At 71.9% G+C, this 26,327-nt stretch carries 21 protein-coding genes; 8 read left to right on the forward strand and 13 right to left on the reverse strand.

What is annotated here, in order from left to right; translation table 11 throughout:
* The first annotated feature begins 141 nt into the window (after positions 1–141).
* Entirely contained in the window at positions 142–939 is a 798-nt protein-coding gene (locus SSP29_RS23600) for an IclR family transcriptional regulator (RefSeq protein ID WP_089102743.1), read from the forward strand.
* A gap of 184 nt (positions 940–1,123) precedes the next feature.
* Here the strand turns inward: SSP29_RS23600 and SSP29_RS23605 are convergent, their stop codons facing one another.
* The 4 genes from SSP29_RS23605 to SSP29_RS23620 form a co-directional block, all read right to left on the reverse strand.
* Positions 1,124–2,257, reverse strand: coding sequence for an aromatic ring-hydroxylating oxygenase subunit alpha (locus SSP29_RS23605; protein WP_089102744.1), 1,134 nt, complete (start codon positions 2,255–2,257; stop codon positions 1,124–1,126).
* 52 nt (positions 2,258–2,309) lie between these two features.
* Positions 2,310–3,473, reverse strand: coding sequence for an NAD(P)/FAD-dependent oxidoreductase (locus SSP29_RS23610; protein WP_089102745.1), 1,164 nt, complete (start codon positions 3,471–3,473; stop codon positions 2,310–2,312).
* Entirely contained in the window at positions 3,470–3,832 is a 363-nt protein-coding gene (locus SSP29_RS23615; RefSeq protein ID WP_089102746.1) for a bifunctional 3-phenylpropionate/cinnamic acid dioxygenase ferredoxin subunit, read from the reverse strand. The genes SSP29_RS23610 and SSP29_RS23615 overlap by 4 nt, the downstream gene beginning before the upstream one ends.
* Before the next feature lie 262 nt (positions 3,833–4,094).
* Positions 4,095–5,180 (reverse strand): S-(hydroxymethyl)mycothiol dehydrogenase, encoded by a 1,086-nt coding sequence (locus SSP29_RS23620; protein WP_089102747.1) that lies wholly within the window; start codon positions 5,178–5,180, stop codon positions 4,095–4,097.
* Between the two features lie 258 nt (positions 5,181–5,438).
* Between SSP29_RS23620 and SSP29_RS23625 the strand changes: the two genes are divergently transcribed.
* Positions 5,439–7,865: a SpoIIE family protein phosphatase gene (locus SSP29_RS23625; protein ID WP_089102748.1), complete on the forward strand. Its 2,427-nt coding sequence runs from the start codon at positions 5,439–5,441 to the stop codon at positions 7,863–7,865.
* On the opposite strand, the gene SSP29_RS56155 is transcribed toward SSP29_RS23625, so the two are convergent.
* Positions 7,851–8,054 carry a DUF8839 family protein gene (locus SSP29_RS56155; protein ID WP_089102749.1) on the reverse strand — a complete coding sequence of 68 codons (204 nt, stop codon included), beginning with the start codon at positions 8,052–8,054 and terminating at the stop codon, positions 7,851–7,853. The two genes, SSP29_RS23625 and SSP29_RS56155, sit on opposite strands and share 15 nt — an antisense overlap.
* Before the next feature lie 172 nt (positions 8,055–8,226).
* Here SSP29_RS56155 and SSP29_RS23635 point away from each other — a divergent pair, with 172 nt between their 5' ends.
* Together SSP29_RS23635 and SSP29_RS23640 are read left to right on the forward strand one after the other, a co-directional pair.
* A complete protein-coding gene (locus SSP29_RS23635) occupies positions 8,227–9,600 on the forward strand; it encodes a cryptochrome/photolyase family protein (RefSeq protein WP_089102750.1) in 1,374 nt (457 codons plus the stop codon).
* A 97-nt stretch (positions 9,601–9,697) separates the two neighbouring features.
* Positions 9,698–10,138, forward strand: coding sequence for an SPW repeat protein (locus SSP29_RS23640; protein ID WP_089102751.1), 441 nt, complete (start codon positions 9,698–9,700; stop codon positions 10,136–10,138).
* A 90-nt stretch (positions 10,139–10,228) separates the two neighbouring features.
* Here SSP29_RS23640 and SSP29_RS23645 read toward each other — a convergent pair whose 3' ends face one another.
* From SSP29_RS23645 to SSP29_RS23655, 3 genes are all read right to left on the reverse strand, one after another.
* The gene (locus SSP29_RS23645; protein ID WP_089102752.1) at positions 10,229–10,996 is read right to left on the reverse strand and encodes an ArsR/SmtB family transcription factor; all 768 of its coding nucleotides are present in this window, start codon (positions 10,994–10,996) and stop codon (positions 10,229–10,231) included.
* Between the two features lie 95 nt (positions 10,997–11,091).
* The gene (locus tag SSP29_RS23650; RefSeq protein ID WP_089102753.1) at positions 11,092–11,604 is read right to left on the reverse strand and encodes a GNAT family N-acetyltransferase; all 513 of its coding nucleotides are present in this window, start codon (positions 11,602–11,604) and stop codon (positions 11,092–11,094) included.
* A gap of 60 nt (positions 11,605–11,664) precedes the next feature.
* The gene (locus tag SSP29_RS23655; protein WP_089102754.1) at positions 11,665–13,134 is read right to left on the reverse strand and encodes an APC family permease; all 1,470 of its coding nucleotides are present in this window, start codon (positions 13,132–13,134) and stop codon (positions 11,665–11,667) included.
* A 139-nt stretch (positions 13,135–13,273) separates the two neighbouring features.
* Between SSP29_RS23655 and SSP29_RS23660 the strand changes: the two genes are divergently transcribed.
* Both SSP29_RS23660 and SSP29_RS23665 read left to right on the forward strand, forming a co-directional pair.
* Complete coding sequence (locus tag SSP29_RS23660; protein WP_089102755.1) at positions 13,274–14,461, forward strand: ROK family transcriptional regulator; 1,188 nt, start codon at positions 13,274–13,276, stop codon at positions 14,459–14,461.
* Between the two features lie 112 nt (positions 14,462–14,573).
* Positions 14,574–17,321 (forward strand): glycoside hydrolase family 2 protein, encoded by a 2,748-nt coding sequence (locus SSP29_RS23665; protein ID WP_089102756.1) that lies wholly within the window; start codon positions 14,574–14,576, stop codon positions 17,319–17,321.
* On the opposite strand, the gene SSP29_RS23670 is transcribed toward SSP29_RS23665, so the two are convergent.
* A complete protein-coding gene (locus tag SSP29_RS23670) occupies positions 17,308–18,744 on the reverse strand; it encodes a hydrolase (protein ID WP_089102757.1) in 1,437 nt (478 codons plus the stop codon). The genes SSP29_RS23665 and SSP29_RS23670 overlap by 14 nt on opposite strands.
* Positions 18,745–18,961: 217 nt before the next feature.
* On the opposite strand from SSP29_RS23670, the gene SSP29_RS23675 reads away from it, so the two are divergent.
* Positions 18,962–19,225, forward strand: coding sequence for a GlsB/YeaQ/YmgE family stress response membrane protein (locus tag SSP29_RS23675; RefSeq protein WP_089102758.1), 264 nt, complete (start codon positions 18,962–18,964; stop codon positions 19,223–19,225).
* A 128-nt stretch (positions 19,226–19,353) separates the two neighbouring features.
* Here SSP29_RS23675 and SSP29_RS23680 read toward each other — a convergent pair whose 3' ends face one another.
* The 3 genes from SSP29_RS23680 to SSP29_RS23690 form a co-directional block, all read right to left on the reverse strand.
* The gene (locus tag SSP29_RS23680; RefSeq protein WP_089102759.1) at positions 19,354–20,130 is read right to left on the reverse strand and encodes a GNAT family N-acetyltransferase; all 777 of its coding nucleotides are present in this window, start codon (positions 20,128–20,130) and stop codon (positions 19,354–19,356) included.
* Between the two features lie 73 nt (positions 20,131–20,203).
* Positions 20,204–21,058 (reverse strand): GNAT family N-acetyltransferase, encoded by an 855-nt coding sequence (locus tag SSP29_RS23685; protein WP_089102760.1) that lies wholly within the window; start codon positions 21,056–21,058, stop codon positions 20,204–20,206.
* A gap of 452 nt (positions 21,059–21,510) precedes the next feature.
* Complete coding sequence (locus SSP29_RS23690; protein WP_089102761.1) at positions 21,511–22,266, reverse strand: chaplin; 756 nt, start codon at positions 22,264–22,266, stop codon at positions 21,511–21,513.
* Positions 22,267–22,546: 280 nt separating this feature from the next.
* On the opposite strand from SSP29_RS23690, the gene SSP29_RS23695 reads away from it, so the two are divergent.
* Positions 22,547–24,181 (forward strand): alpha/beta hydrolase, encoded by a 1,635-nt coding sequence (locus SSP29_RS23695; RefSeq protein WP_089102762.1) that lies wholly within the window; start codon positions 22,547–22,549, stop codon positions 24,179–24,181.
* 3 nt (positions 24,182–24,184) lie between these two features.
* Here SSP29_RS23695 and asnB read toward each other — a convergent pair whose 3' ends face one another.
* Positions 24,185–26,023, reverse strand: coding sequence for an asparagine synthase (glutamine-hydrolyzing) (asnB, locus tag SSP29_RS23700; protein WP_089102763.1), 1,839 nt, complete (start codon positions 26,021–26,023; stop codon positions 24,185–24,187).
* Positions 26,024–26,327 lie beyond the last annotated feature (304 nt).

Below are 26,327 nucleotides of genomic sequence, written 5' to 3' on the forward strand. Positions count from 1 at the left end.
GTCTCGCTCGCGCCGTCGATTGCGCGGAATGCTAGTACGGGTATCGCTATACGCACTAGGTTGCGAACCACGCAACTTGTAAGATCTTTGTTCACATCGCGTTACTTGGAGGGTGTTGTTTACTGCGCGTATAGTTTCGCTATGAGCAACTTCAGTCCGGATACCGAAACGAACGGCTCATCTTCTGGTGGCGTGCAGTCCGTCGACCGCGCCATCAGCGTCCTGGAGATCCTGGCCCAGCGCGGCGAGGCGGGGGTGAGCGAGGTGGCCGCCGAGATCGATGTTCACAAGTCGACCGCGTTCCGGCTGCTCGGCGCCCTGGAGGCGCGCGGTCTCGTGGAGCAGTCGGGCGAGCGGGGCAAGTACTCGCTCGGCTTCGGCATCGTACGCCTGGCCGGGGCCGTTACGGGACGCATCGACGTCACCCAGCAGGGCCGGGCGGTGTGCGAGCGGCTGGCCGACGAGATCGGCGAGACGGTCAACATCGCGGTGATGCAGGAGCACTACGCGATCAACCTCTACCAGGTGCGCGGCACCGCCGCGGTCACCGCGCACAACTGGGTCGGCCAGCTGACCCCGCTGCACGCCACCTCCAGCGGCAAGATCATGCTGGCCCACGTGCCCGCCCAGGAGCGCGCCGCGCTGATCGCGGAGGGCGGCCTGAAGAAGCTGACCCCGCACACCATCTCCGCGAAGGCGAAGCTGGAGAAGAACCTCGCCGAGGCCCGGGAGCGCGGTTACGCCTGGACGCTGGAGGAGCTGGAGATCGGGCTGCACGCCATGGCCGCGCCGATCCGGGACCGGGACGGCGTGGTCATCGCCGCGATCAGCGCCTCCGGGCCCTCCTACCGGTTCACCGAGGAGCGCATGCACGAGCTGGCCCCGGTGCTGGTCAAGGGCGCGGAGGAGATCAGCCACCGCATGGGGTACCTGGGCTGAGCGCTGTCCAGGACGACCGCCGCTGAGCGCTCCGCGGGAGGTGCCGTGATGCGCTGTCGATCGTCTGCGGCGCCGTCGTGGCTGGTCGCGCCCACGCGGCGGAGCCGCAGATTGATACAGCCCCGCGCCCCTTCAGGGCGCGGCCGAACCGCACCGGACTTCACCGAAGCCGCACCGCGGGCGGTCACTCCGGCTGCCGGGTCCCGAGCCGCTCGTGGACCCAGTCGTGGAAGGCGCCGATGTGGTGCTCGCTGGGCACCAGCACGCCGCCCTTGGCGTACAGCCGTGAGCTCATGCCGGGCTGCGTGCGCTCGCAGGCCTCGAAGTCCTGGCGGTTGACCCGGTCGAAGAGCTCCACGGACCGGCTGACGTCCTTGCCGCTCTCCACGACGTGCGGGAGGTAGAGCCAGTCGCACTCGACGATCGTGCGGTCGACGGCCACCGGGTACATCCGGTGGAATATCACATGGTCCGGCACCAGGTTGATGAACACCTGCGGCTTGACGGTGATCGCGTAGTACCGCCGGTCCTGGTCCGCCGAGACCCCGGGAATCCGGTCGAGCCCCTCGGAGCCGTCGACGGTGAAGCCCTGGACGTCCGCGCCGAACTCGGCGCCGTGGCCCACGTAGTACTGCGCCGCGTAGCCGTCGGCGAACTCGGGCAGCACCTCGGTGAGTTCGGGGTGGATGGTGGCGCAGTGGTAGCACTCCATGAAGTTCTCGATGATGAGCTTCCAGTTCGCCTTGACGTCGTAGACGATCCGCCTGCCGACGGTGAGGTCCTCGACGCCGTAGCGCTCGATCGACTCGACGTCGCCCAGCCGCTCGACCGCCGCCCCGATCACGTCCTCCTCGAAGGACGGCGGGTTCTCCGCGAGGCACACCCACACGTAGCCGAGCCATTCCCGGACGGCCACGTTCACCAGGCCGTACTCGGTGCGGCCGACGTCGGGCATCTTGGTGAGGTTGGGCGCGGCGACCAGCTTGCCGTCGAGGCCGTAGGTCCAGGCGTGGTACGGGCACTGGAAGGCGCGTGCGACCTCGCCGGTCTCCTCGGTGCAGAGCTTGGCGCCGCGGTGCCGGCAGACGTTGAAGTAGGCGCGGATCGAACCGTCCCGGGCCCGGGTGACGAGGATGCTCTCGCGGCCCACGTCGACGGTGCGGAACGCGCCGGGCTTCGGCAGGTCCGCGGCGCGGGCCACGCAGAACCACATCGTCTCGAAGATGCGCTCCTGCTCCTGGGCGAAGATCCCGGGATCGGTGTAGGCGGAGCCGGGGAGAGTGGCGATCAGGCTGTCCGGCAGGCTGGTCGAGGTCACGGTGCACTCCTCGGAGAACGTCGTGGATCGGTGGGGTGGTGCGTGCGCCGGGTCAGGACGCGGCGGTGCCGAACTGCTTGCGGGCGCGGGTGAACAGCCGCGGCTGGTTCATCCCGAGCACGGCGACCTGCCGGCCCTCCCGCCGGTACACGGCGAGAAAACTGCGGTCGTCGGTCGAGCCCTCCTCGACCGTCACACTGTCGGCCCCGGCGGCATGGCCGACGAACTGGATCTTCACGCCGTACTGGTCGGACCAGAAGTACGGCGGCCGGGGCGCCCCCGGTTCCCGCGCGCCGTGCGCGAGCAGCGTGGCGACGGCGGTGTCCGGCCGTTCCAGCGCGCCGGTCCAGTGCTCGACCCTGCGGTGGCCGCCGGTGTGCGGGTCGTACCAGTTGGCGCAGTCGCCGACGGCCACCACCCCGGCCACGCTGGTGCGCCCGTCGGCGCCGCACTTCACGCCATTGTCGAGTACGACGCCGGAGCCCTCCAGCCACTCGACGCAGGGGCGCGCCCCCACGCCGACGACGACGGTGTCGGCGGGCACGCTGCGGCCGTCCTCCAGCAGCACGGCCTCCACCTGCCGCTCGCCGCTCAGCCCCTTGACGCCCACCCCGCACAGCAGCCGTACCCCGTGGTCGGCGTGGAGTGCGGAGACGACGGCGCCCATGGCCTCGCCGAGCGGTCCGGCCAGCGGGGTCGGGGCCGCCTCGATCACGGTGACGTCGAGGCCGAGGGCGTACGCGGTGGAGGCGACCTCGGCGCCGACGAACCCGCCGCCGATCACCACGAGGCGGCCGCCCCTTGCGAGGTCCTCCCGCAGCGCGCGGGCGTCGTCGAGGGTGCGCAGCGTGTGGACCCCGGCGAGGCCCTCGGCACCGGGCAGGGTGCGGGCGGCGGCGCCGGTCGCGATGACCACGCCGTCGGCGCGGACCTCGCGGCCGTCGGCCAGCCGGACGGCCCGCACGGTGCGGTCGAGCCCGGTGGCGCGGGTCCCGAGCAGCCATTCGGCGTGCAGTTCCTCGTCGTCGCGCTCCAGCGCCAGGTCGGCCTCGCCGAGGGTGCCGGCCAGGAACTCCTTGGACAACGGCGGCCTGTCGTAGGGGCGGTGGGGCTCGTCGCCGACGACGACCAGCCGGCCGTCGTACCCGCGCCGCCGCAGCGAGCGCGCGGCCGACAGCCCGGCCAGCGAGGCGCCCACCACGGCCACGGTCCTCACGCCGCGCCCCCGGCCAGGCGGGCGCTGACGCACGGCGGCAGGTTGGGGGTCTCGGCGGACAGCCGGACGTAGATGGTGCCGTCCTCCACGACGACCTCGTGGGTGCGGACCGGGCGCTTGGCCGGGGGTGCGTCCACGGCGCCGGTGCGCAGGTCGAACTTGGAGGCGTGCAGGGGGCATTCCACCTCGCAGCCCTCCAGCCAGCCGTCGGCGAGCGAGGCGTCCTGGTGGGTGCAGGTGTCGTCGATGGCGAAGAGCTCGCCGTCATCGGTGTGGAACACCGAGACGGGCGGTTCGATGTCGAGCCGGTGGGCCTCGCCTCGCGGCAGATCCGCGAGACGGCACGCGGGAATCATCATGACACCTCGGTGCGTATAGCGAAACGGATTGCGATGAGCGCAACGCAAGTCTGCGGGCCGCCGCGAAGCGTTGTCAAGGAGTTCACGCGCCGGTTTACCCGGGCCGCGAGGGCGGCCTGCCGGGCACGCCGAAGCACCCTCGAAAGCGTGCGTGAGCAGGGCGAACAGGCCCCGCGTGAAGTGCGGCCACGGCCCTGCCCCGGTGCCGTCACCGGGGCAGGGCCGCTTCGCCGTCAGTGCGGTCAGAGACCGCGGCCGTCCGTCACAGGAGCACCACCGAGCGCAGGACGTCACCGTGGTGCATGCGCTCGAAGGCCTTCTCGACCTCGTCCAGGGCGATCGTCTCGGTGACGAAGGCGTCCAGGTCGAGGCGGCCCTGCAGGTACAGGTCGATGAGCATCGGGAAGTCACGGGAGGGCAGACAGTCCCCGTACCAGGACGACTTGAGCGCCCCGCCGCGGCCGAAGACGTCCAGCAGCGGCAGTTCGAGCTTCATCTCGGGGGTGGGCACACCGACCAGGACGACCGTGCCGGCCAGGTCACGGGCATAGAAGGCCTGCCGGTACGTCTCCGGGCGGCCCACCGCCTCGATGACGACGTCGGCGCCGAAGCCGCCGGTCAGGTCGCGCACCGCGTCGACGACGTCGGACTCCTTGGAGTTGACCGTGTGGGTGGCGCCGAGCCTGCGTGCCGTGTCCAGCTTGCGGTCGTCGATGTCCACCGCGATGATCCGCGCCGCGCCGGCCAGCTTCGAGCCGAGGACGGCTGCCGCGCCGACGCCTCCGCAGCCGATCACGGCGACACTGTCGCCGCGGCCGACGCTGCCGGTGTTGAGGGCGGCGCCGATGCCCGCCATCACGCCGCAGCCCAGCAGTCCGGCGGCCGCCGCCGACGCACGCCGGTCGACCTTGGTGCACTGCCCGGCCGCCACCAGCGTCTTCTCGGCGAAGGCGCCGATCCCGAGGGCGGGCGAGAGCTCCGTCCCGTCGGTGAGGGTCATCCGCTGCCCGGCGTTGTGGGTGGCGAAGCAGTACCACGGCCGGCCGCGCAGACAGGCCCGGCACTGGCCGCACACGGCACGCCAGTTGAGGATCACGAAGTCACCGGGTGCCACGTCGGTGACCCCGTCGCCGACCGCCTCGACGACCCCCGCCGCCTCGTGCCCCAGCAGGAACGGGAAGTCGTCGCTGATCCCGCCCTCGCGGTAGTGCAGATCGGTGTGGCAGACCCCGCAGGCCTCGATCCTGACCACCGCCTCGCCCGGACCGGGGTCGGGCACCACGATGGTCTCCAGGCTGACAGGGGCGCCCTTGCTCCGCGCGACGACGGCACGGACCTGCTGAGACATGGCCACTCCTCGACTGACAGAGGCGGCGAGATGTTGCCCAATGCGGCACACATCTCGTGTTCCGCAACACAGCATCGCGGAGCCCGAAGCGGCGGTCAAGGATCCGGACGACGGGCCGACGACCCCCGGCCGGCGCTGTCCGACCGTCCGGCGTTCGGGCGAGCCGGGGGCGGGCATCGCATGCGCAGGTATCATCTATTGCGCAATCACCACAAACCACCACATCCCGAGTCCGGCACGGATGTGCCCGAGGTGAGGATGCGCGACATCACCTTCGACGACCGCGGCGAGCTCCCGGAGCCCGGGGGCGAGGCGGAGGTCCTGATCGACGCACAGGGCCGGGTCGTGGCCTGGGGCCCGGGCGCCGAGGAGCTGCTCGGCCGGCCGGCGCGGGAGGTGCTCGGCCGGCCCGCGGACGAGCTGCTCCACGACCCGGCCGACGCCGCGCACGTGGTCCGGCGCTGGGCGGAGGGTGTCCGCCGGGGACCGCTGGTGCTGCGGCGGCGTGACGGGGAACCGGTCGACGTCCAGGTCTGGGCGCGCCTCCTCACCTCCGCGGACGGCGAGCACCAGTGGCTCGTACAGGGGGCAGGCGCCGAGTCGTACCGTACGTACGAATTCGGTCGTGCCCTGCTGCAGGGGCTGTTCACCGACATCCCCTTCCACATCGACCTCTTCGACACCCGGATGCGGTTCGTCGCCCAGAACCTCGCGCAGCGGCGCGCCGGGGTGTTCCGGGAGACCGCGTACACCGGGCACACCATGCGTGAGATGGCCCCGCCCGGTCTGCTGGACTTCGACGCCCTGGAGGAGCGGCAGCGGCGGGTGCTGGAGACCGGCGAGGCGCTCCTCGACACCGAGGTCGTCGGCCATCCCGTACCCGGTTCGCCCGACGACTACGTGTGGTCGGAGTCCATCCTGCCGCTCAGGGACCCCTCCGGGACGGTGATCGCGCTGGCCCATGTGATCTCCGACGTGACCCAGCGGGTCCGCTCGCGTGAGCGGCTGGTCCTGGCCAACGAGGCCGGCACCCGGATCGGGACCACCTTGGATCTCTGGCAGACGGCCCGGGAGCTGGCCGAGGTCTCGGTGCCGTGGTTCGCCGACGCCTGCCATGTCGACCTGCTGGACTCCGTCTTCTCCGACCGGGAGCCCGCCGACGACGCACGGCCGCGCCACCCGGTGCTCCGCCGGGCCGCCCGCGGCGGAGCCGTCGACGACACGGACACCGACGCGGCCCCGGCGGTGCGGGTGGGCGAGCTCGACACGGCGGCGACGGCGCCCGGCTCGCCGTTCCTGAGCGCCCTGGCGAAGGGTGAGTCCGTCCTCCTCGCGGACGAGCAGTTGCGCCCCGGCCCCGGCAGCGCGGGCCCCCGCCTGCCACCGGGCGCCGGCCCCGGAGTCCACTCCTGGCTGCTCGTCCCCATGCTCGCCCGCGGTGTCGCCCTCGGCACCGCCGTCTTCATGCGCTCCCGCAGCCCCCGCCGGTTCGAACCCGAGGACGTGCTGCTCGCCGAGCAGATCGTGACCCGCACCGCGGTGTGCGTCGACAACGCGAGCCGCTACCACCGGGAGCGGACGACGGCCCGTACCCTCCGGCGCAGCCTGCTCCCCCAGCGGCTGCCGACGCCGTCGGCGGTACGGACGGCGACCCGCTATCTGCCGGCCAGCGAGCACACCGGCCTGGGCGGGGACTGGTTCGACGTGATCCCGCTGTCCGGGGCACGGGTGGCGCTCGTGGTGGGCGATGTGGTCGGGCACGGCCTGCAGTCGGCGGTGGCCATGGGCCGGCTGCGCGGTGCCGTACGCACCCTCGCGGATCTCGACCTGTCCCCGGTGGAGCTCCTCGCCCACCTGGACGAACAGATGAACCGGTTCCTCGACGAGCGCGGCGACGAGGTGTCCCTGGTGACGGGAGCGACCTGCCTGTACGCGGTGTACGACCCGGTGTCGCGGCTGTGCCAGCTGTCGCGCGCCGGTCATCCGCCGCCGGCGGTCGTCTCGGTCGACGGCGCCGTCGACTTCGTGGACCTGCCCGGCGGCCCGCCCCTGGGCCTCGGCGGTGTCGTGTTCGAGGAGCGCGAGATCGCCCTGGCCGACGGGGATCTCCTGGTCCTCTACACCGACGGGCTGCTGGAGTCCCGTGCCCAGGACTTCGGCACCGGGCTGCGCCGGATGCGTACCACCCTCTCCCGCACGCCCGCGTCGGCCGCACCGCAGGAGGTGTGCGACACGCTGGTCCGTGAACTGCTGCCGCCGGGCCACCAGGACGACGTGGCCGTCCTGGTGGCCCGGATGAACGGTCTGGCCCCGGACTCCCATGTCACCTGGGAGATCGAGGCGCAGGAGCGGATGGTCGGCCGGGCGCGGGAACTGACGGCGTGCCAGCTGGCGCGGTGGGGGCTGGCGGAGGAGTCGTTCACCACCGAGCTGATCGTCAGCGAGCTGGTGACGAACGCGCTGCGGTACGGCGGTGCGCCGATCACACTGCGCCTGATCCGGGACCGGAGCCTGATCTGCGAGGTGTCGGACGGCAGCAGCACCTCGCCCCATGTGCGGCGCGCCCAGGACACGGACGAGGGCGGTCGCGGTCTCTATCTCATCACCCAGCTCACGCAGAACTGGGGGACGCGGTACGGAGAGCGGGGCAAGACCATCTGGGCCGAGCAGTCACTTCCCGGCTGACTCGCCCGCCGCCGCGGACGGCCGGCCGTCGTCCGGGCCGTCCACCACGACCAGGAAGGCGTCCGTGCCGAGGTCCATCACCACGGTCGCCCGCCCGCCCTCGGCCCGGCACTTCGCCGCGTACTCCTCCGCCGGCCACGAGCCCCGGGGAGCCCCGGCGGGAAATCGCTCCAGCACCCTCGCGTCCATGGCGACCCTGCACCTCCCGCATCGTTCCGCCTCTTCGTGCGGCTGCCCCGGATCGACGCGGACATGCCGGAAACGCCGGAAGGACACCGGCAGCCGGTTCGCCGCCGGGGCCTGGGGAAGTGGGAGCGTGGGGCCTTCGCAGCCTGCCGCCGTACCGCCCCGGAGCCACCCCGTGAACGTCTCGGTCGTCCTGTTCACCGCCGACCTGCGCCTGCACGACCATCCGCCGCTGCGGGCCGCCGTGGACGGCTCGGGCGAGGTCGTGCCGCTGTTCGTGCGGGACCGTGCGGTGGACCGGGCCGGCTTCGCCGTGCCCAACCGGCTGGCGTTCCTCGCCGACTGCCTGCGCGAGCTGGACGCGGGGCTGCGCGAGCGCGGCGGCCGGCTGGTGGTCCGTTCGGGTGGCCTCGTCGAGGAGGTGTGCAAAGCGGCGGCCGAGGCGGACGCCGGTGCTGTGCACCTGGCCGCCGACGTGAGCGGGCATGCGCAGCGCCGGGAGGAGCGGCTGCGCCGTGCGCTGGCGGCGGCCGGCCGGCGGCTGCACGTGCACGACGCGGTGACCGCGGCGGTCCCGGCCGGCGCGGTGACCCCGGCCGGCTCCGACCACTACGCGGTGTTCACGCCGTACTTCCGGCAGTGGTCGCGGCAGCCGCTGCGGCACGCGGTGGCCGCGCCACGCCGGGTCCGGGTGCCGGACGGGGTCGGTTCCGGGCCGCTGCCGGGCCGTGACGGGCTGTCCGGCGTGTCGGCGGGCCTGGCCGCCGGTGGCGAGACGGAGGGCCGCAGGCGGCTCACGGCTTGGCTGCGCGCGGGCATCGGGTCGTACGAGGACCGCCACGACGACCTGGCCGGCGACGCGACGTCCCGGCTCTCCCCGCACCTCCACTTCGGGACGCTCTCCCCCGTCGAGCTGGTCCACCGGTCGCGCAAGGCGGGCGGCCCGGGTGCCGAGGCGTTCGTGCGGCAGCTGGCGTGGCGGGACTTCCACCGGCAGGTGCTGGCCGCGCGGCCGTCGGCGGCCACGGCCGACTACCGCACGAAACAGGACCGTTGGCGCACCGGACCCGCCGCCGACGAGGATGCCGGGGCGTGGCGTGCGGGGCGTACCGGCTACCCGATCGTCGACGCGGCGATGCGCCAACTGCGCCACGAGGGCTGGATGCACAACCGGGGCCGGCTGCTGACGGCGAGTTTCCTGGCCAAGACGCTGTACGTCGACTGGCGGGTGGGCGCCCGGCACTTCCTGGAACTGCTGGTCGACGGGGACGTGGCGAACAACCAGCTCAACTGGCAGTGGGTGGCCGGCACCGGCACGGACACCCGCCCCAACCGGGTTCTCAATCCGGTGGCCCAGGCGAGGCGTTACGACCCCGACGGCGCGTACGTCCGGCGCTGGGTGCCGGAGCTGGCGGGGCTGCCGGGGGCGAAGGTGCACGAGCCGTGGAAGCTGGACGGCCCGGAGCGGGCCGCGCTCGACTACCCGGAGCCGATCGTCGACCTGGCGGACGGCCTCGCCCGGTTCCGGCGGGCCAGGGAGCGCGACTGAACTACACATAAAGAAGAAATAAGAGCAGAATGTCGTCTAGCGGCGTATACCGCACGCACCAGACGCGGTCAGGCCTGCAAGTCAAAGGAGACGAGTCATGGCCAACGTCTCGCACGGCAGAAGTGACATAACCAGCCACCCCGATGTCTCCGAGATGCGGGAGCGCTACGCCCGCATGCTCGGCGGCCGTGACGTGGCGCTCGTGGACGGACCGGTGTTCCTGCTCGGTCTGTACTGCGCGGCGTCCCCGTGGATCATCCACTACACGGCGAGCCAGCCCGCGCTCGTGGCCCACAACCTGATCATGGGCATAGCGATAGGCCTGCTGGCACTGGGCTTCACCAGGGCACCGGAGCGCATGTACGGCCTCAGCTGGGCCATGTGCGCCATCGGCATCTGGATGATCATCGCCCCCTGGGTGGTCGGCACCAGCCCTGACAAGGGCGTCATCATCAACAACGTCATCATCGGCGCGCTGGCCCTCTGCCTCGGGCTGGTGTGCGCCGCTTCGGCGGCCAAGCGGACGCCTATGACCTAGGCCCAACGGCATCCCCTGGGACGGCATCCCCTGGAAGGGAGGAAGCGGGGCCGGTCCGATGACGACGGACCGGCCCCGCCGCACGTCCGCTCAGTGGCCGGGGACCAGCCAGGGCTCCTGCGGGAGCGGGCTGCCGGTCTCGATGAGGGACTTCAGGTTGGACAGCACGGCCGGCCAGCCGGACGAGACGGCGCGCAGCTCGTCCGCGTCGTCCAGGTCCTCGTGGGTGACGGTGAGCTTGACGATGTCGGCGTGCGGCCGGATGTCGAAGGTGACCCGGGAGTGCCGGCCCGGCTCTCCCTCGTGTTCGGGCGCGGCCCAGGTGGCGACCAGTCGGGTCGGGCGCTCGCTCTCGACGACGGTGCCGACCACGTCGGCGATGCCCGAGCCGTCGGTGCGGACGTGCTCCCAGCGGGACCCGGGCCGCCAGTCGGAGACGTTGGAGTGCCCCCAGTAGACGGCGGTCAGGTCGGCGTCCGTGAGGGCGTCCCAGACCTTCTCGGGGGTGCCGGCGATGTAGGTGACGTAGACGTAGCCGGGCTGGTCGCTCATGGCTTCCTCGGCTCTGCGCTTCAGGTCGCCGAGCGCCCGCAGGCGCGGGCGCTCGAACTTGTCGATCCACCGCTCCTGGATCTCGTGGAGCGGCACCGGGTTGAGGTAGTGCAGCTTCTCCCGCCCCCGCCGCGCGGTGCTGATCAGATGGGCGGCCTCCAGGACGGCCAGGTGCTGGGTCACCGACTGCCGGGTCATCGCGATGCGTTCGCACAGCTCGCCGAGCGTCTGGCCGTTCTGCTCGTGCAGCCGGTCGAGCAGCCGCCTGCGGGTGTCGTCCGCGAGCGCCTTGAAGACCTGGTCCATCCCGCTGTCGTCCGCAGATCGCACACTCAACGTTATGCAGGCAATTCCTTGCATGTCAATGCCGGCTGCCGGTACCGGCGGTCGGCACCGTGCGCTCAGGGAGCCGTGTCGAACGAGATCCACACGTCCGGCGGCAGCTCCGGCCGGCCCGGCACCGGTCGGGGCTCCTCCGTCCAGGCCTCGCCCGCGGCCTCGGCCGCGACCCGCCGCCAGAAGGCGACGGCGCCCGGGTTCTCGTACTGGAACGCGATCTCCCAGCGGCCCGGATGACGGGTCAGGACCTCGCGGACGGCACCCAGCCCGATGTCCGTGCGCCGTGCGCCGCGCACCACGAAGAAGCTGTTGAGCACCCGCACGGGGGCGTCCAGCGCCCGGACGAACGCGAAGCCGAGCGGGTGCTCGCCGCGCACGAAGAGGTAGGGCGCCCAGCCGGGCGAGGAGAAGGCGTCCACGACGCGCTCGTCACGGAACGAGCCGTCGGGCCTCGGCAGGAGCCCGCTGAACTCGGACAGGTCGTGGCGGAACATCAGCCACAGGCGGTCGACGACGGGGCGGTCCCCGGGGACGGCAGGGCGGACGACGACGCCCGCTTCACTGAGATCGGTCATGAAAAAAGCCTCACCCGGCGGGAGTTGACCGCCGGGTGAGGCTTACGCGTGCTGACGAGGCTACACCACGACCGCCTCGTCGGGCGCCAGATACTCCTCGCTGATCTCCCTCGCCCCGAACGGCCACACCTTCTCCAGCCGGGCCCAGACCAGGAAGGCCACGCACCCGAGGGCGAGCCAGGCCAGGGACCACTCGATGGGATGGCGGCCCGGGGAGTTCCGGTCGGCGTAGCCGTAGATCACGCACCAGCCGGCGAAGGCGACGATGCTCGGCAGCGGGTAGAGCCACATGCGGTACGGCCGCTTCAGGGCCGGCTGCCGGCGGCGCAGCACCGTGAGCGCCACGATCTGGGCCAGTGCCTGGACGATCACCATCACGGTGGTGAGCAGCTGGATCAGGGTGGCCAGGTCGGTGTGGCGGCCGATGAGGAAGCCGATCGCGGTGATCACGCCCATGGTCGCGAGTCCCAGCATCGGGAAGCGGTGCTTCGGGTGCAGCTTCTCGTAGGGGCGGAAGAAGACCCGGTCGCGGGCGGCGTCGTAGGGCACCCGGGAGCCGCCGAGCAGGCCGGTGAAGACCGAGGCGAAGGCCGTGATCAGGATCAGCACGGTCACCGTGTCGGCGGCGCCCTTGCCCCAGGTCTTCTCCAGGACCGCCGAGGCGACCGAGGTCGAGGCGATGTCGTCCGGGTTCGTCATGCGGTGCCAGTCGATGACACCGAGCGTGCCGATCTGGAGCAGCAGGTAGATCGCCATGATGCCGAGGATCGAGAAGAGGATGGAACGCGGCAGGACGCGGCCGGGGTCCTTGATCTCGGCGCCCATGTAGGCGGTCGTGTTGTAGCCGAGGTAGTCGTAGATGCCGATGGTCAGGCCCGCGGCGAAGCCGAGCCAGAAGTGGTCGCTCGTCAGGTCGAAGGCGTGGGCGGGGTAGGTGAAGGCCAGGTGCGGGCTGAAGTCGCTGGCCGCGGCCACGATCACCAGCAGCACCGAGGCGATCATCACCGTCCACATGACGGCGGTGATCTTGGCGATGTGCTCGATGCCGCGCCAGAGCAGGAGCACCACCAGGGCGATGACGCCGAGCCCGATCAGGTCGCCGGAGGTCTGGCCGAGGCCCGGGGCGAGGTAGCCCAGGTACTGGACGAAGCCGACCACGCCCGTGGACATGATCAGCGGGATGAAGAGCATCGCCGTCCACACGAACAGGAACGGCATCAGGCGTCCGGTGCGGTACTGGAAGGCCTGGCGCAGATAGACGTAACTGCCTCCGGACCCGGGCATCGCGGCACCGAGTTCGGCCCAGACGAGGCCGTCGCAGAGCGCGAGCACCGCGCCCGCGACGAAGCCGATCACGGCCTGCGGGCCGCCGAACGCGGCGACCATCAGCGGGATGGTCACGAACGGACCGATGCCGCACATCTGGCTCATGTTGATGGCGGTGGCCTGGAACAGGCCGACGCGGCGGACGAAACCGCCGGTCGGCGGGGCACTGCCCGAGACGACGGGACTACCGGGACCAGCAGACATGGGGGCTCCTGAGCAAGACACGGGGAAGCGGGCTTGGCGCGTACGACGGGCGGGGGCCGACTCGGCGGGATGGCCGATAAAGTTAAGGAGCCTTACTAGATGCGTCAAGTATGCGTCGGGAATCGGTGAGAATGGTGTGATGGCCGCCAGCGACGTCGAAGAGCAGCAGGAGCAGCCCTGGAGCCGGCAGCGCCTGCGCAGCACCAACGAACGGCTGCTGCTTGACCGGCTGCGCACGCTCGGTTCCGCCTCGCGCGCCCAACTCGCCCGCGAGACAGGGCTGTCGAAGCCGACCGTGTCCAGCGCGCTGGCCGCGCTGGAGTCCGCGGGGCTGGTCCACGAGGTGGGCACCCACGCCCCGGAGCGCGGCCGCACGGCCGTCCTGTACGCCCCCGATCCGGCGGCCGGGTACGCGCTCGGCGTCGACATCGGCCGGAGCTGGCTGCGGGTGGCGGTCGCCGATCTCGACGGCACCCTGGTCGCCCGCTCCGACGTGCGCAACCGGGCCCGGGGGTCGGGCGCGATGGCCGACCTGCTGGTCACGACCGCCCGACAGGTCGTCGCCAACTCGGGGGTGGACCCCGCCGAGGTGGTGCACGGGGTGGTGGGCACGCCCGGCGTGTACGACGAGCGGCAGCGGCGGGTGCGGTACGCGATGCATCTGCCGGGCTGGGGGCGCGCGGGCCTCTTCGACCGGATGCGCGAGGAACTGGGCGTCCCGCTGGAGGTGCACAACGACGCCAATCTCGCGGCCCTCGGCGAGTACACGTACGGCGTCGGGGCGGGCAGCCGGCTGTTCGCCTACATCATGATCGGCACCGGACTCGGCATGGGTGTCGTCAGCGAGGGGCGCCTTTTCACCGGGGCGCACGGGCTGGCCGGGGAGATCGGCTTCCTGCCCTGGCCGGGGCAGCAGCGGGGGGCCGAGCGCCTTGAGGACGCGGTGTCGGGGGTGGCCGTGGTGGAGACGGCGCGGCGGCTGGGGATGACCGGGCAGCTCACCGCGAAGTCCGTGTTCGACGCGGCCCGCCAGGGCGATCCGGCCGCGGTGGAAGCCGTGCGCCTGGAGGGCGAGCGGATCGCGCACACGGTGGCGGCGGCCGCGGCCGTCCTCGACCCCGACCTGGTGGTGCTCGGCGGCGGTGTCGGCCACAGCGTCGACCTGCTGCTGCGCCCCGTGCGGGAGCATCTGCGCACCCTCACCCCGCTGCGCCCGAAGCTGGCGCCCAGCCGACTCGGCGAGGACGCGGTGCTGCTCGGCGCGGTGGCCACGGCCCTCGGGACCGCCCGTGACCTGGTCTTCGAGCGCAGGTCGGGCACGTCCTGACCGCGGCGGCGCCAACTCGCGCGGGCCCCACGGTGATTGACACGGCCTCCACGGCACCCTAGCTTGAGCCGGGTTAGTAAAGTTTCCTAACTTTACGAGCCTGGAGACCATCGTGTTCCCTCGCCGTGCCCCCGGACACCGCCTCGCCACGGCCGCCGTGGCCCTGGGACTGCTCTGCTCACTCAACACCAGCGCCTGGGCCGGGGCCCGCGACCCGGCCCACGGGCCCGCCCGGATCACCCGTGTGCCGTCCGCCGCGGGGTCCGCGACCCCGCTGTCGGGCTACGCCATCCGGTCGACGGCCGACGTGGGCGACTCCGCGGCGGCGGTCTCCTCCCCCGGCTACCCGACGCAGGGCTGGTATCCGGCGGGCCCCCGCTCCACGGTTCTGGCTGCGCTCCTCGCCGACGGCGTCTACGACGACCCCTTCGTCTCCACCAACCTCCAGAAGATTCCCAAGTCGCCCTTCCAGGTCCCCTGGTGGTACCGCAGCGACTTCACGGTCACGGACCCCTCGCACCGCACCTACCTGGACTTCAGCGGGGTGATCTCGGCGGCCGACGTGTACGTCAACGGCCACCGGGTCGCCACGGCCGACGAGGTCACCGGCGCCTACACCCGCCATGAACTGGACGTCACCTCCCTGGTGACGGCCGGCACGAACACGGTCGCCTTCCGCATCCGGCCCAACAACCCGAACAAGAACCTCACCATGGGCTGGCTCGACTGGCTCCAGCCCCCGCCCGACCAGAACATGGGCATCGTCCGTGATGTCCTGGTCCGGCGCGGCGGCCCGGTCGCGCTGCGCGACGCGCACGTGGTGACGAAGCTCGCGGTGCCGTCCCTCGCGACAGCAGACCTGACGGTGAAGGCACAGGCCCGCAACGACACGGACACGCCGGTCACCACCGAGGTCTCCGGCACCGTCGCCGGGGTGACCCTCACCAGGTCGGTCGAGCTCGCGGCCCACCAGACCAGGACCGTCACCTTCACCCCCGCCGACACCCCGGGGCTGCACCTGACCTCTCCGAAGGTGTGGTGGCCCGCGGGGATGGGCGGCCGGCCGCTCCACGACCTCGACCTCACCGCGTCCGTCGCCGGCACGGCTTCGGACACCGCCCACGAGACCTTCGGCATCCGGGACGTCCGGGCCCCGCTGAACTCCGACGGCGCCCGCCAGTACTCGATCAACGGCCGCCGGCTGCTGATCAAGGGCGGCGGCTGGTCACCGGACGAGTTCCTGCGCTGGGACCGCACCTATGCCGAGGACCGCCTCAAGTACGCCGTGGACCTGGGCCTCAACGCCATCCGGCTGGAAGGCCACATCGAGCCCGACGAGTTCTTCGACCTCGCCGACCGCCTCGGCGTCCTCACCCTGCCCGGCTGGGAGTGCTGCGACAAGTGGGAGGGGCAGACCAGCAGCGGCGAGAGCGGCGAGAAGTGGACCGCCGCCGACTACCCGGTCGCCCAGGCCTCGATGGCCGCCGAGGCCGCCCGGCTGCGTGACCACCCGAGCGTGATCTCCTTCCTGATCGGCAGCGACGCCGCGCCCGACGCGAAGATCGAGAAGGGCTATCTGGACGCCCTGGACGCCGCCGACTGGGGAGTCCCGGTGGTTCCCGCCGCCTCGGACAAGTCGGCTCCCCAGCTGGGCAGTTCGGGCATGAAGATGACCGGCCCCTACGACTGGTTCCCGCCGGGCTACTGGTACGCCAAGCGCGAGGGCGGCGCCACCGGCTTCAACTCGGAGACCAGCGCAGGACCGGACATCCCCACCCTCGACACCCTGCGCCGGATGATGACCCCGGCCGAACTCGACACCCTCTGGAAGAACCCGGACGCCAAGCAGTACCACCGCTCGCCGTCCGCGACCTTCGGCACCCTGAAGATCTACGACGCCGCCCTCACCGGCCGCTACGGCGCCCCGAAGAGCCTCACCGACTACGTCAGGAAGGCGCAACTCGCCCAGTACGAGAACGTCCGCGCCCAGTACGAGGCGTACGGGCGCAACCAGACCGATGCCTCGAAGCCGTCCACCGGGGTCGTGTACTGGATGTTCAACAGCGGCTGGACGTCCCTGCACTGGCAGCTGATGGACCGTTATCTCGACCAGGGCGGCGCCTACTTCGGCGCGAAGAAGGCCAACGAGCCGCTGCACGTCCAGTACTCCTACGACGACCGCTCGGTGGTCGTGGTGAACAACCGGCACACGCCGGCCTCCGGGCTCACCGCGCGGGCCACCCTCTTCAACCCCGACGGCACCCAGAAGTACGACAAGACCGTCACCGGCGTCTCGGTCCGGGGCGACGGCGCGCACAGCACCGCGGTCACGCTGCCGGCCTCGGTGAGCGGGCTGGCCTCCACCTACCTGGCGCGGCTGGTCCTGACCGACGCCGACGGCAAGGAGGTGAGCCGCAACGTCTACTGGCTCTCCACCAAGGCCGACACCCTCGACTGGGCGAAGACCGACTGGTGGCACACCCCGACGACCGGCTCCGCGAACCTGACGGGGCTGTCCTCGATGGCCCAGGTCCCGGTCACGGCGACGGCGTCGACGACGGAGGCCGACGGCACGTCGACCACCACGGTCACCGTCCGCAACACGGGCACCGGAAAGACCCCGGCCCTGCTGACGGACGTCCATCTGGTCGACGCGAACGGCAGGCCGGTGCTGCCGGTGCGCTGGTCGGACAACGAGGTCAGCCTGTGGCCGGGCGAGTCGGCGACCCTGACGGCCGCCTACCGGACCGCCGACCTGCACGGCTCCACGCCCCAGGTGCGGGTCTCCGGCTGGAACGCGGTGGAGCGGACGGTTCCGGCGGGCCCGCCGGAACCGTCCGTCCCGCTCAGCTCACATTGAGCGCGGTGTCGTCGATGACGAAGGACGTCTGGAGGGTCGAACCCTCGACACCGGAGAACTTGATGGTGGCCGTGGTGCCGGCCAGGGAGGAGACGTCGAAGCTCTTGAGGACGTATCCGGAGGCCGCGTTGAGGTTGGAGTACGTGGCCAGGGTGGTGGATCCGGCGGTGACCGTCAGCTTGTCGTAGGCGGTGCTGGTGGTGGTCTCCGCGGTGTCCACGTGCAGATAGAAGCTGAGCGTCGCGGAGCAGCCGGACGGAATGGTCACCGACTGGGACAGCGTGTCGGTGTGGGCGGACCCGTAGCCGTCGAGCCAGGCCTTGTAGGAGCCGGTGCGGGCCGCCTCGCTGCTGGAGTTGGTGATGACCCCGCTGCTGGCGGTCCAGGTGGTGTTGCCGGACTCGAAGCCGGGGTTGCCGAGGAGCTGGGCGGAGGTGCAGGTGCCGCCGCCACCGCCCCCACCGCCGCCACCGCTGCTGCCGCTGGACGCACCGGTGAGCCAGGCGGTGGCGTTGAGGGCGAGGGCGGCGTTGGTGGCGCCGGTGTCGTTCCAGCCGTCGTACAGCGTGTTGCCGGACTGGCCGGTGCCGTCGTCGATGGGCGAGCTGTCGCCCCAGAACGCGACCCGCCCGCTGCCGAAGGTGCTGGTGGCGAAGAAGGCTCCGGTGTTGCCGGAGTAACCGCTGCGGTACACCAGGCCCTTGACGTTGGAGTTGTCGGAGGGCTTGAGGGTGGCGGTGGTGCCGTCGGCGATGAGGCTCTTGGTGACGGTGCCGTAGGAGCCGTTCAGCACGGGGTCGCTGCTGTCGCTGATGGCGGCCGGGTAGCCGGAGCTGATGTCGAGCGTGTCGATGGAGAAGCCGAACGGGTCGGTCGAGTCGACGCTGTTGTTGGTCATCAGGTCGTTGAGGATCTCGACCGCGTCGTAGCCGTCGCTGTTGCGGTCGGCGCCGGTGTGGTCGGAGATCATGAACAGGCCGCCGCCGTTGTTCACGAAGTTCATGATGGCCGTCTTCTCGGCGGTCGTGAACAGCGTGTTCGGCTCGGGCAGCACCAGCGCGTCGAAGTTCGACAGGTCGGTCGTCGACGAACCGCCGTAGGTGAGCGCGCTCGTCGCGGTCTTCATGCTGTAGCTGCCGGTCTTCTGGAGGGCGACGCCCCACGAGGACAGCGCGCCGGTCCAGTCCGTCTCCGAGGACGGGGAGGAGTCCTGGGCGAGCGGGTCCGGCTTGCTGGTGGAGATGATCCAGTCCGCGTTGCCGGCCTCCTCGGCATGGCCGTCGTCGAACAGGACGCGGTAGGTGGTGGCCGCGTGAGCGGGGGCGGCCGCCGTGCCGACCTGGAGGGCGGCTCCCGTGACGAGCAGTCCGAACCCGGCCAGGGCGGTGGTGAGTCTGTGGCGGGATCTGCTGGATCCAAGCATCCGGCGAACCTCCATGAGGGGGTGGGGTAGAGGCGGTGCGGGCGCCAACTCTGCGCGCGTAGAACGTGCTTGAGATTTCTACACGCGTCGATTCATTGAAAGGTACATGGCATGTCGGGTCGGTGAACAGAAAACCGCCGTAACAACCGGACGGGACTGCCTACGGACTGAGCGGGCAGATTGGACAGCAGCGGGGTACAGACGAAGAGGGGCGGAGATGGAGATCTCGGGCATCATCAGCGCCATCATCATCGGACTCATCATCGGTGTGCTGGGGCGCCTGGTCGTCCCCGGCCGCCAGCACATCGGTGTCCTGTGGACCATCGTCGTCGGCATCGTGGCGGCACTGCTGGGGTCGGCGATCGCGGCGGGCTTCGGCGTGGCCGACACGAAGGGACCCGACTGGATCGAGTGGTTCATCCAGATCGCACTGGCGGCGGTGGGGATCGCGGCACTGGACCGCACCAAGGCACGCCGGTGACCGGAGCGCGCCTCGCGCGCGGCGGGACCGCACCGAGTGGTGCGGTCCCGCCGCGCGGGCGCACCGCCCGGCCGCAGCCGGCCTGCTGACGGCTTGCCGATACCGCAGAGCGACACCGCTTGCCGGTCTCACTGCGGAGAGACGTACGGCGTGGTCGTGCTCAGGGCGTGGAAGCCCAGCCGCTCCAGGATGGGCCGGCTCGTGGGCAATGCGTCCACCTGGAGGTACCGGCAGCCGTGCGCGGCGGCGATTCGGGCCCGGTGGGCGACGAGGGCACGGTACACACCACGCCCGCGCCACCCTTCCACCGTGCCGCCGCCCCACAGTCCGGCGAACCTCGCCCCCGGTACCAGCTCGACCCGGGCGGCGCTGACCGGCTCGTCCCCGGCGAGCGCTACCAACGCGACCACACTGTCCGGATGCTCGGCAAGTCCCGTCAGCAACCGGTGGCGCAGCCGCGAACCGTCCGTGCCGAAGGCCTTCTCGTGTACGTCCACGACGAGTTCGACGCCCGCCCGGTCCGTGGCGGGCACCACGCGTACGCCGTCCGGCAGTCCGGCGTCGAGGCTCAGCCGGGCGACCTCCCCGACCATGAGCGTCTCCTCCGGCTCCGGCGTGAACCCGGCCGCGGTCAGCCGGTCACCGAGGTCCGACGGAAGGTCGTGGCCGTAGAGCTTCCACTCGAACTCCCGCCCGTGCGCGGCGAAGAAGTCGGCCTGCTCGGCGATCGCACGGTCCGCGGTCGCCTCGTCCAGGTCCGACCAGAGGACGCCGTTCCATCCGTCGGCGTCCGCCACCTGGCGCACCACCGCGCCCACCCGCTCGATCCGGGCGCCGGGCCCGTCGGGCCGGGCGCCTTCGCGCATGTCACGGTCGTACAGTGCGAGCACGGTTCGATGATCCATCCGGGCACTCCACCATCCGGGCGCGACGACGGCAACCGCATTACCGGGTGGCCGCCGACCGCCCGGGTGACGGTCAGCCCAGTTCGAGCGTCGTGACGCCGAAGACCCGCTCGCGGGCGTGGTCGCGGACCGGGCCCGTGTACATGCGGGCGGTCTCGAACGAGGGGGTGAAGCCGGCCGCCTCGGCGAGTGCGACGCCGGCCGTGCTGGTCTCGGGTACGTCGATGGCGACCTGGCTGCCCGCCGCCTCGGCGGTGAGGGCGGTGAACAGGGCGCGGGCGTCCTCGGCGGTGTCGGCGAAGAGGGGGCCGATGCGCAGGGTGTCGCGGCCGGGGCGGAGCACGCCGTAGCCGGTGAGGCGGTCGCCGTCGTGGCGGACGAGCGCCTTGTGCCCGGGGCCGGTCAGCCACGCGGCCACGAAGCGCGGCCGGTCGGCCGGGCAGCAGGCGCTGTCGTACGCCGTGACGGCGGCCAGGTCGGCGGCGCGGGCGGGCCGGACGCCGGCCGGGGTCTCGGCGGCGGGGGCCTCGCCCACGAACCGGGCGGTGCGGTGGGCGAGTTCGAAGCCGGACTGGCGGTAGTTGTCCTGCTGGGCCACCACGCCGTCCAGGCCGACGGTGCGGTTGCCGGCGTGGGCGAGCGCGGTCTTCCAGGTGGTGAGGCCGTGGCCCTGGCCGCGCAGGTCGGGGCGGACCAGATACCAGCCCAGGAAGGCGTAGTCGGCGCCGTAGTTGACGACGGAGACGGCCGACACCGGTTCGCCGTCGACCCGGCCGACGAAGAAACCGTCGGGGTCCTGGGCGAAGAAGGCGGTGGTGTCGGACAGCCCGGGATTCCAGCCCTCGTCCGCTGCCCAGCCGACGATCACCGGCCAGTCGTCGGGGGTGGCCCGGGTGACGACGAGGTCCTGGGGGGCCCGAGAGGCCATCGATGCGCTCCATTCCGTAGCGGGGTCCGACCGCGCGGCGACCGGCGCCACGCGCCCGCAGCATCCTTCCCGATCACCGGGCGCCGTGCCACGGCGGGATCAAGCCGTTGACGTGCGCCACGAGCGACTGGCACCGCAGGCGACGTGCACCACGAACGGCCGGCACCGCAGGCGACGTACGCCACGAACGGCCGGCACCGCAGGCGACGTACGCCACGAACGGCCGGCACCGCAGGCGACGTACGCCACGAACGGCCGGCACCGCAGGCGACGTGCACCACGAGCGAGGTGCACGCCGAGCGGTGCACCCGACCGGCGACCTGGTCGGCGGCGGCTCGCTCGGCAGGGCGTGCCGGTACCCGGGCCGGCCGCTCGGCGCGGGGGCCGCCGGGCACGCGCACGACGCAGGCCCCACCGGTCGGGTCCGGTGGGGCCTGCCGATGCGCGGCGCGTCAACCGGCGCTGGTATCACGTCGGCCGGTCAGCGCGTCCGGCCCCGGGCGGAAGCGCCGGTGCAGGGCGGTCCCGGCGAGGAGCAGCGCCGCGCTGCCCGCCACGGCGGCGCCGGTGAGGTCCGTGCCGGTGTGGGCGAGGGTGGCCTCGGCCGGCGGCGCGGCGGGGTGGTGCGCCTTGGGTACCTCGTGGGTCTTCGGCGGCGCCGGGGCCGGCGGCTCGGGAGCGGGCGGCTCGGCCGGCGGCTTGACGGTGGGCGGGGTGGGCGGCTCCGGGGTGGGGTGCTTCGGCGGGCTCGGGTGGTCGCCGGAGGTGTTCACGCAGGTGTTGCCGGCCGCCGGGTTCAAGAGCCCCACCACGTTCACGGTGTTCCCGCACCCGCTCACCGGGACGTCCACCGGCAACTGGACACCGTTGCCGGAGACCACCCCGGGCGAGTCCTTCTCGGCGCCCTGCGCGGACGCGCCACCGGACGTGGCCGAGCCGCCTGGAGCGCCGTGACCGGCGTCGCCGCCGCCCTCGTTCACGCAGGTGTTGCCGGCCGCCGGGTTCAAGAGCCCCACCACGTTCACGGTGTTCCCGCACACGCTCACCGGGACGTCCACCGGCAACTGGACACCGTTGCCGGAGACCACCCCGGGCGAACCGGCCGCGATTCCGTCCGCGCCCGCGTCGGCCCAGGCCGGCACCGCCACGGCCATCGCACCGGAGGCGGCAGCGACGGCGATCACACCGTTTCGGGTAACCCGTTTCATAGGTTCCCTGCCTTCCAGACATGATTGCGGGCGCTCGCCCGCGACCGTTAAACGCATACGAAACCATGTGAGTTATGGCTTATTTACCTTTCACCCCATCGAGTGACACTGCTCTCGAACCGACAGCAAAAGCATGCAAGGGCACTGAAACGGATGATCGCGCGGAGAATACGGCGCCCCGGCTCGCCCCGCTCGCCGGGAGGCAGGCTCCGCGGAGTCCGCTTATGGTGAGCGAAAGCCCTGTATCCGGTCCGCCACGGAGCGTCTCTGGAGGCCCTCGATGCCTGCCGTGCCCCGTACCCGGCCCGTCCTGCGGCGCTGCGCCGGCGCCGGCGCCGTGGCGCTGGCCCTGCTGGGCGCCGGGCTGCCCGCGACCGGGGCCGCGGCGACGGCTGCGGCTGCTGCGGCGGCGGGTGGCAAGCAGCCGGACCTGACCCGGTTCTACCGGCAGAAGGCCAGGTGGACGGCGTGCAAGGACGGCGAGCTGCCCAAGGACATGCAGTGCGCCAAGGTCACCGTCCCCCTCGACTACGCGCGGCCGGCCGAGGGCACCCTCGATCTGGCGCTGTCCCGCTACCGGGCGACCGGGGAGTCGCGGGGCTCGGTGCTGCTGAACTTCGGCGGTCCCGGCGGCTCGGGCGTCAGCCAGCTCGGACTGGACGGCAAGAACTTCATGAGCCTGACCAACGGCTACGACGTGGTCGGCTTCGATCCGCGCGGAGTCGGCCGCTCCTCCCCCGTGAGCTGCGGCGACGGCCCCGGCCAGTCCTCGGACGGCGCCAACGACGACGAGCCCCCCGACGTGGCGCATCCGCAGGCCCTGATGAAGGCGCTGAAGCAGCTGACGGTGCGCTGCACCAGGAACTCCGGGCCCGTGCTGTCCCACATAGGCACCGTGAACGCCTCCCGGGACCTGGACGTCATCCGCCAGGCGCTCGGCGACCGGAAGCTGAACTACCTGGGCTTCTCCTACGGCACCAGGCTCGGCGCGGTGTACGCGGCGCAGTTCCCGCACAACGTGGGCCGGATGGCGCTGGACGGTGTGGACACGCTGACCGAGTCGCTGGCCGAGCAGGGCGTGGCCGGTGCCCGTGGGCAGCAGACGGCGCTGGACGACTTCCTCGACTGGTGCGTCACCGACCTGGGGTGCCCGTTCGGTCAGGACCGGCGCAAGGCCGGCGAGGCGGTCCTGAAGCTGGTGCGCTCCCTGGACGAGGACCCGGTGCCCTCCGACTTCGGCGGTCCGTTCACCGGCCAGGACCTGGTGGACGCCATCGGGCAGGGGCTGTACGGCAAGGAGCTGTGGCCGAAGCTGGAGCGGGCGCTGTCCTCACTGGTCGACGACGGGGACACCCGGGGGGTGCAGAACCTCGCGGCCGGCGGCCACGCGCCGCCGCCCGGGCGCGGGCCCGACGGCGGGCTGGTGAACAGCTCGGACATCCCCGTGGACAACCTGTCGGCCGCGCTGATGGCGATCAACTGCGCCGACGACCCGGACCGGCCGAGCGCCCGGCAGCTCACCTCGGACATCGCCCGGCTGCGCAAGGCCTACGAGCAGGCGTCCCCGGTGTTCGGCCGGTTCCGGCTGACGCAGGTGCTGCTCTGCTACGGCCGGCCGCGCGGCACGGACTTCATCCGCGACGAGGTGAAGGACGTGCCCTCGGCACGGATGCTCCTTGTGGGCACTCGCGGTGACCCGGCGACGCCGTACAGCTGGACGGTCGAGACGGCGAAACGGCTCGGTCCGTCGGCCGTGGTGCTGGACAACAGGGGCGACGGCCACACCGGGTACACGTCGTCCCCGTGCGTGCACGGCAAGGTGGACGACTTCCTGCTGTACGGCACGCTGCCGGCCGACGGCAGCTCCTGCCCGGCGGACGGTGACGGCGGCGCCGTCACCGGCTCGTCGGGCTGAGGCTCAGGCGAGGGTGAGCTCCGGGTCGTAGAGGTCGAGCCACTGGGCCAGGTCGAGGGTGCGTTCCAGGCCGCGCCGGTCGGCCTGGGTGCTCAGTTCGGTCCGGCGGGCCGCCCGGTCCGCCTTCTCGCGGTCGACGAGGTCGAAGACCCGGTGGCCGGGCCGGGCCAGCAGATCCTTGACCTGGTCCTGGAGGGCACGGCCGTACTCCGGGTCCTGGGTGGACGGGTAGGGGCTCTTGACCCGGTCGTACACGGACTGCGGGAGGACGTCCCGGGTGGCCTCGCGCAGCAGGGTCTTCTCGCGGCCGTCGAAGGACTTGAGGGACCAGGGCGCGTTGTAGACGTACTCGACGAGCCGGTGGTCGCAGAACGGCACCCGGACCTCCAGGCCGACGGCCATGCTCATCCGGTCCTTGCGGTCGAGCAGGGCGCGCACGAAGCGGGTGAGGTGCAGGTGGCTCATGCGGCGCATGCGGTACTCGAAGTCGCTCTCGCCGTCGAGGCGCTGGATGCCGGCGACGGCGGAGTGGTAGGCGTCGGCGACGTAGTGCTCCAGGTCCAGGGACTTGGCGAGGTCCGCGCGCAGGACGTCGGAGTCGTCGCCGAAGTGCCGGGCGAACTGGAAGAGCCAGGGGAAGGTGTCGGCGGTGCGGGCCCCCTCGTCGAAGAACTGCAGGTAGCCGCCGAACACCTCGTCGGCGGACTCCCCGGACAGGGCGACGGTGGACTGGTCGCGGACGGCCCGGAACAGCAGCAGGAGCGAGGTGTCCATGTCGCCGAACCCGGCCGGCAGGTCGCGGGCCCGGATCACCCGTTCGCGGACCGCGGGGTCGGCGAGGCTCGCCACGTCGAGGACGATGTCCTGGTGGTCGGTGCGGGCGAGCCGGGCCACGTCGTGCACGAAGGGCGTGTCGGGGGTGGAGCGCAGTTCGTCGGCGACGAAGTTGTCGGTCCGGCCGACGAAGTCGACGGCGAAGCTGCGGACCTTCTCGCCGTGCACGGCGAGCTGCCGGGCGGCGAGGGCGGTCATGGCGGAGGAGTCCAGACCGCCGGAGAGCAGGGTGCAGCGGGGCACGTCGGCGACCAGCTGGCGGCGCACGATGTCGTCGAGGAGTTCGCGGACGGTGGCGACGGTGGTGTCGCGGTCGTCGGGGTGCGGGCGGGTCTCCAGGCGCCAGTAGGCCCGGGCGCGCAGGCCGTCGCGGTCGACGGTGACGACGGTGCCGGGCTCCACCTCGCGCATGCCCTCCCAGACGGCGTGGCCGGGGGTCTTGACCATGGTGAAGAGCTCGCGCAGCCCGTCCAGGCCGACCCGGGGGCGGACCAGCGGGTTGGCCAGGATCGCCTTGGGCTCGGAGCCGAACAGCACGCCGTCCGGGGTCGGGTACAGGTAGAAGGGCTTGATGCCCATGCGGTCGCGGATCATCACGAGTTTGTCGTGCCGGCCGTCCCAGACGGCGAAGGCGTACATGCCGTTGAGCCGCTCGGCGACGGTGTCGCCCCACTCCACATAGCCGCGGAGCACGACCTCGGTGTCCGAGTCGGTGGTGAACTCGTGGCCCCGGGCGGCGAGTTCGCGGCGCAGCTCGGTGAAGTTGTAGGCCTCCCCGGAGTAGACCATCGCGACGGTGCCGTCCGGGGTGCGGACGGTCATCGGCTGGCGGCCGCCGGGCAGGTCGATGATCGCGAGCCGGCGGTGCCCCAGGGCGGCGGGACCCTCGCTCCAGGTGCCCCGGTCGTCGGGACCGCGGCAGGCCATGGTCTCCGTCATTGCATCCAATGCGCGCGTCTCGGTGGTGAGGTCACGGTCGAAGGAGACCCAGCCGGTGATGCCACACATGCGCTACCTCCTGCTGCCGGTCTGCCGGACAACACGCGCCACCTGCGGTTCCATGGCGGAGGCAATTGCCCGAGCGAACCACTTGTATTCAGCACCTATATAGCGAGCGTGCGCCCGGGATGCCGCCCGGTCAACCTGGACGTAACACGAACGGAGTACCCCAGCCTCGATTTCGGACGCGCTTTGCCCGCGCGAGGGCCGCGGACCCGCCGCACTTCGGGCTCCGTCCGCCCGGAACCGGCCAAGCGCAAAAAGTTCCTCAAACGGGTCGGCGCCGCGGCTTTCGCCGGGCGCCGGTCACCTG

It is taken from the genome of Streptomyces hyaluromycini (assembly GCF_002217755.1).
Classification (GTDB): Bacteria; Actinomycetota; Actinomycetes; order Streptomycetales; family Streptomycetaceae; genus Streptomyces; species Streptomyces hyaluromycini.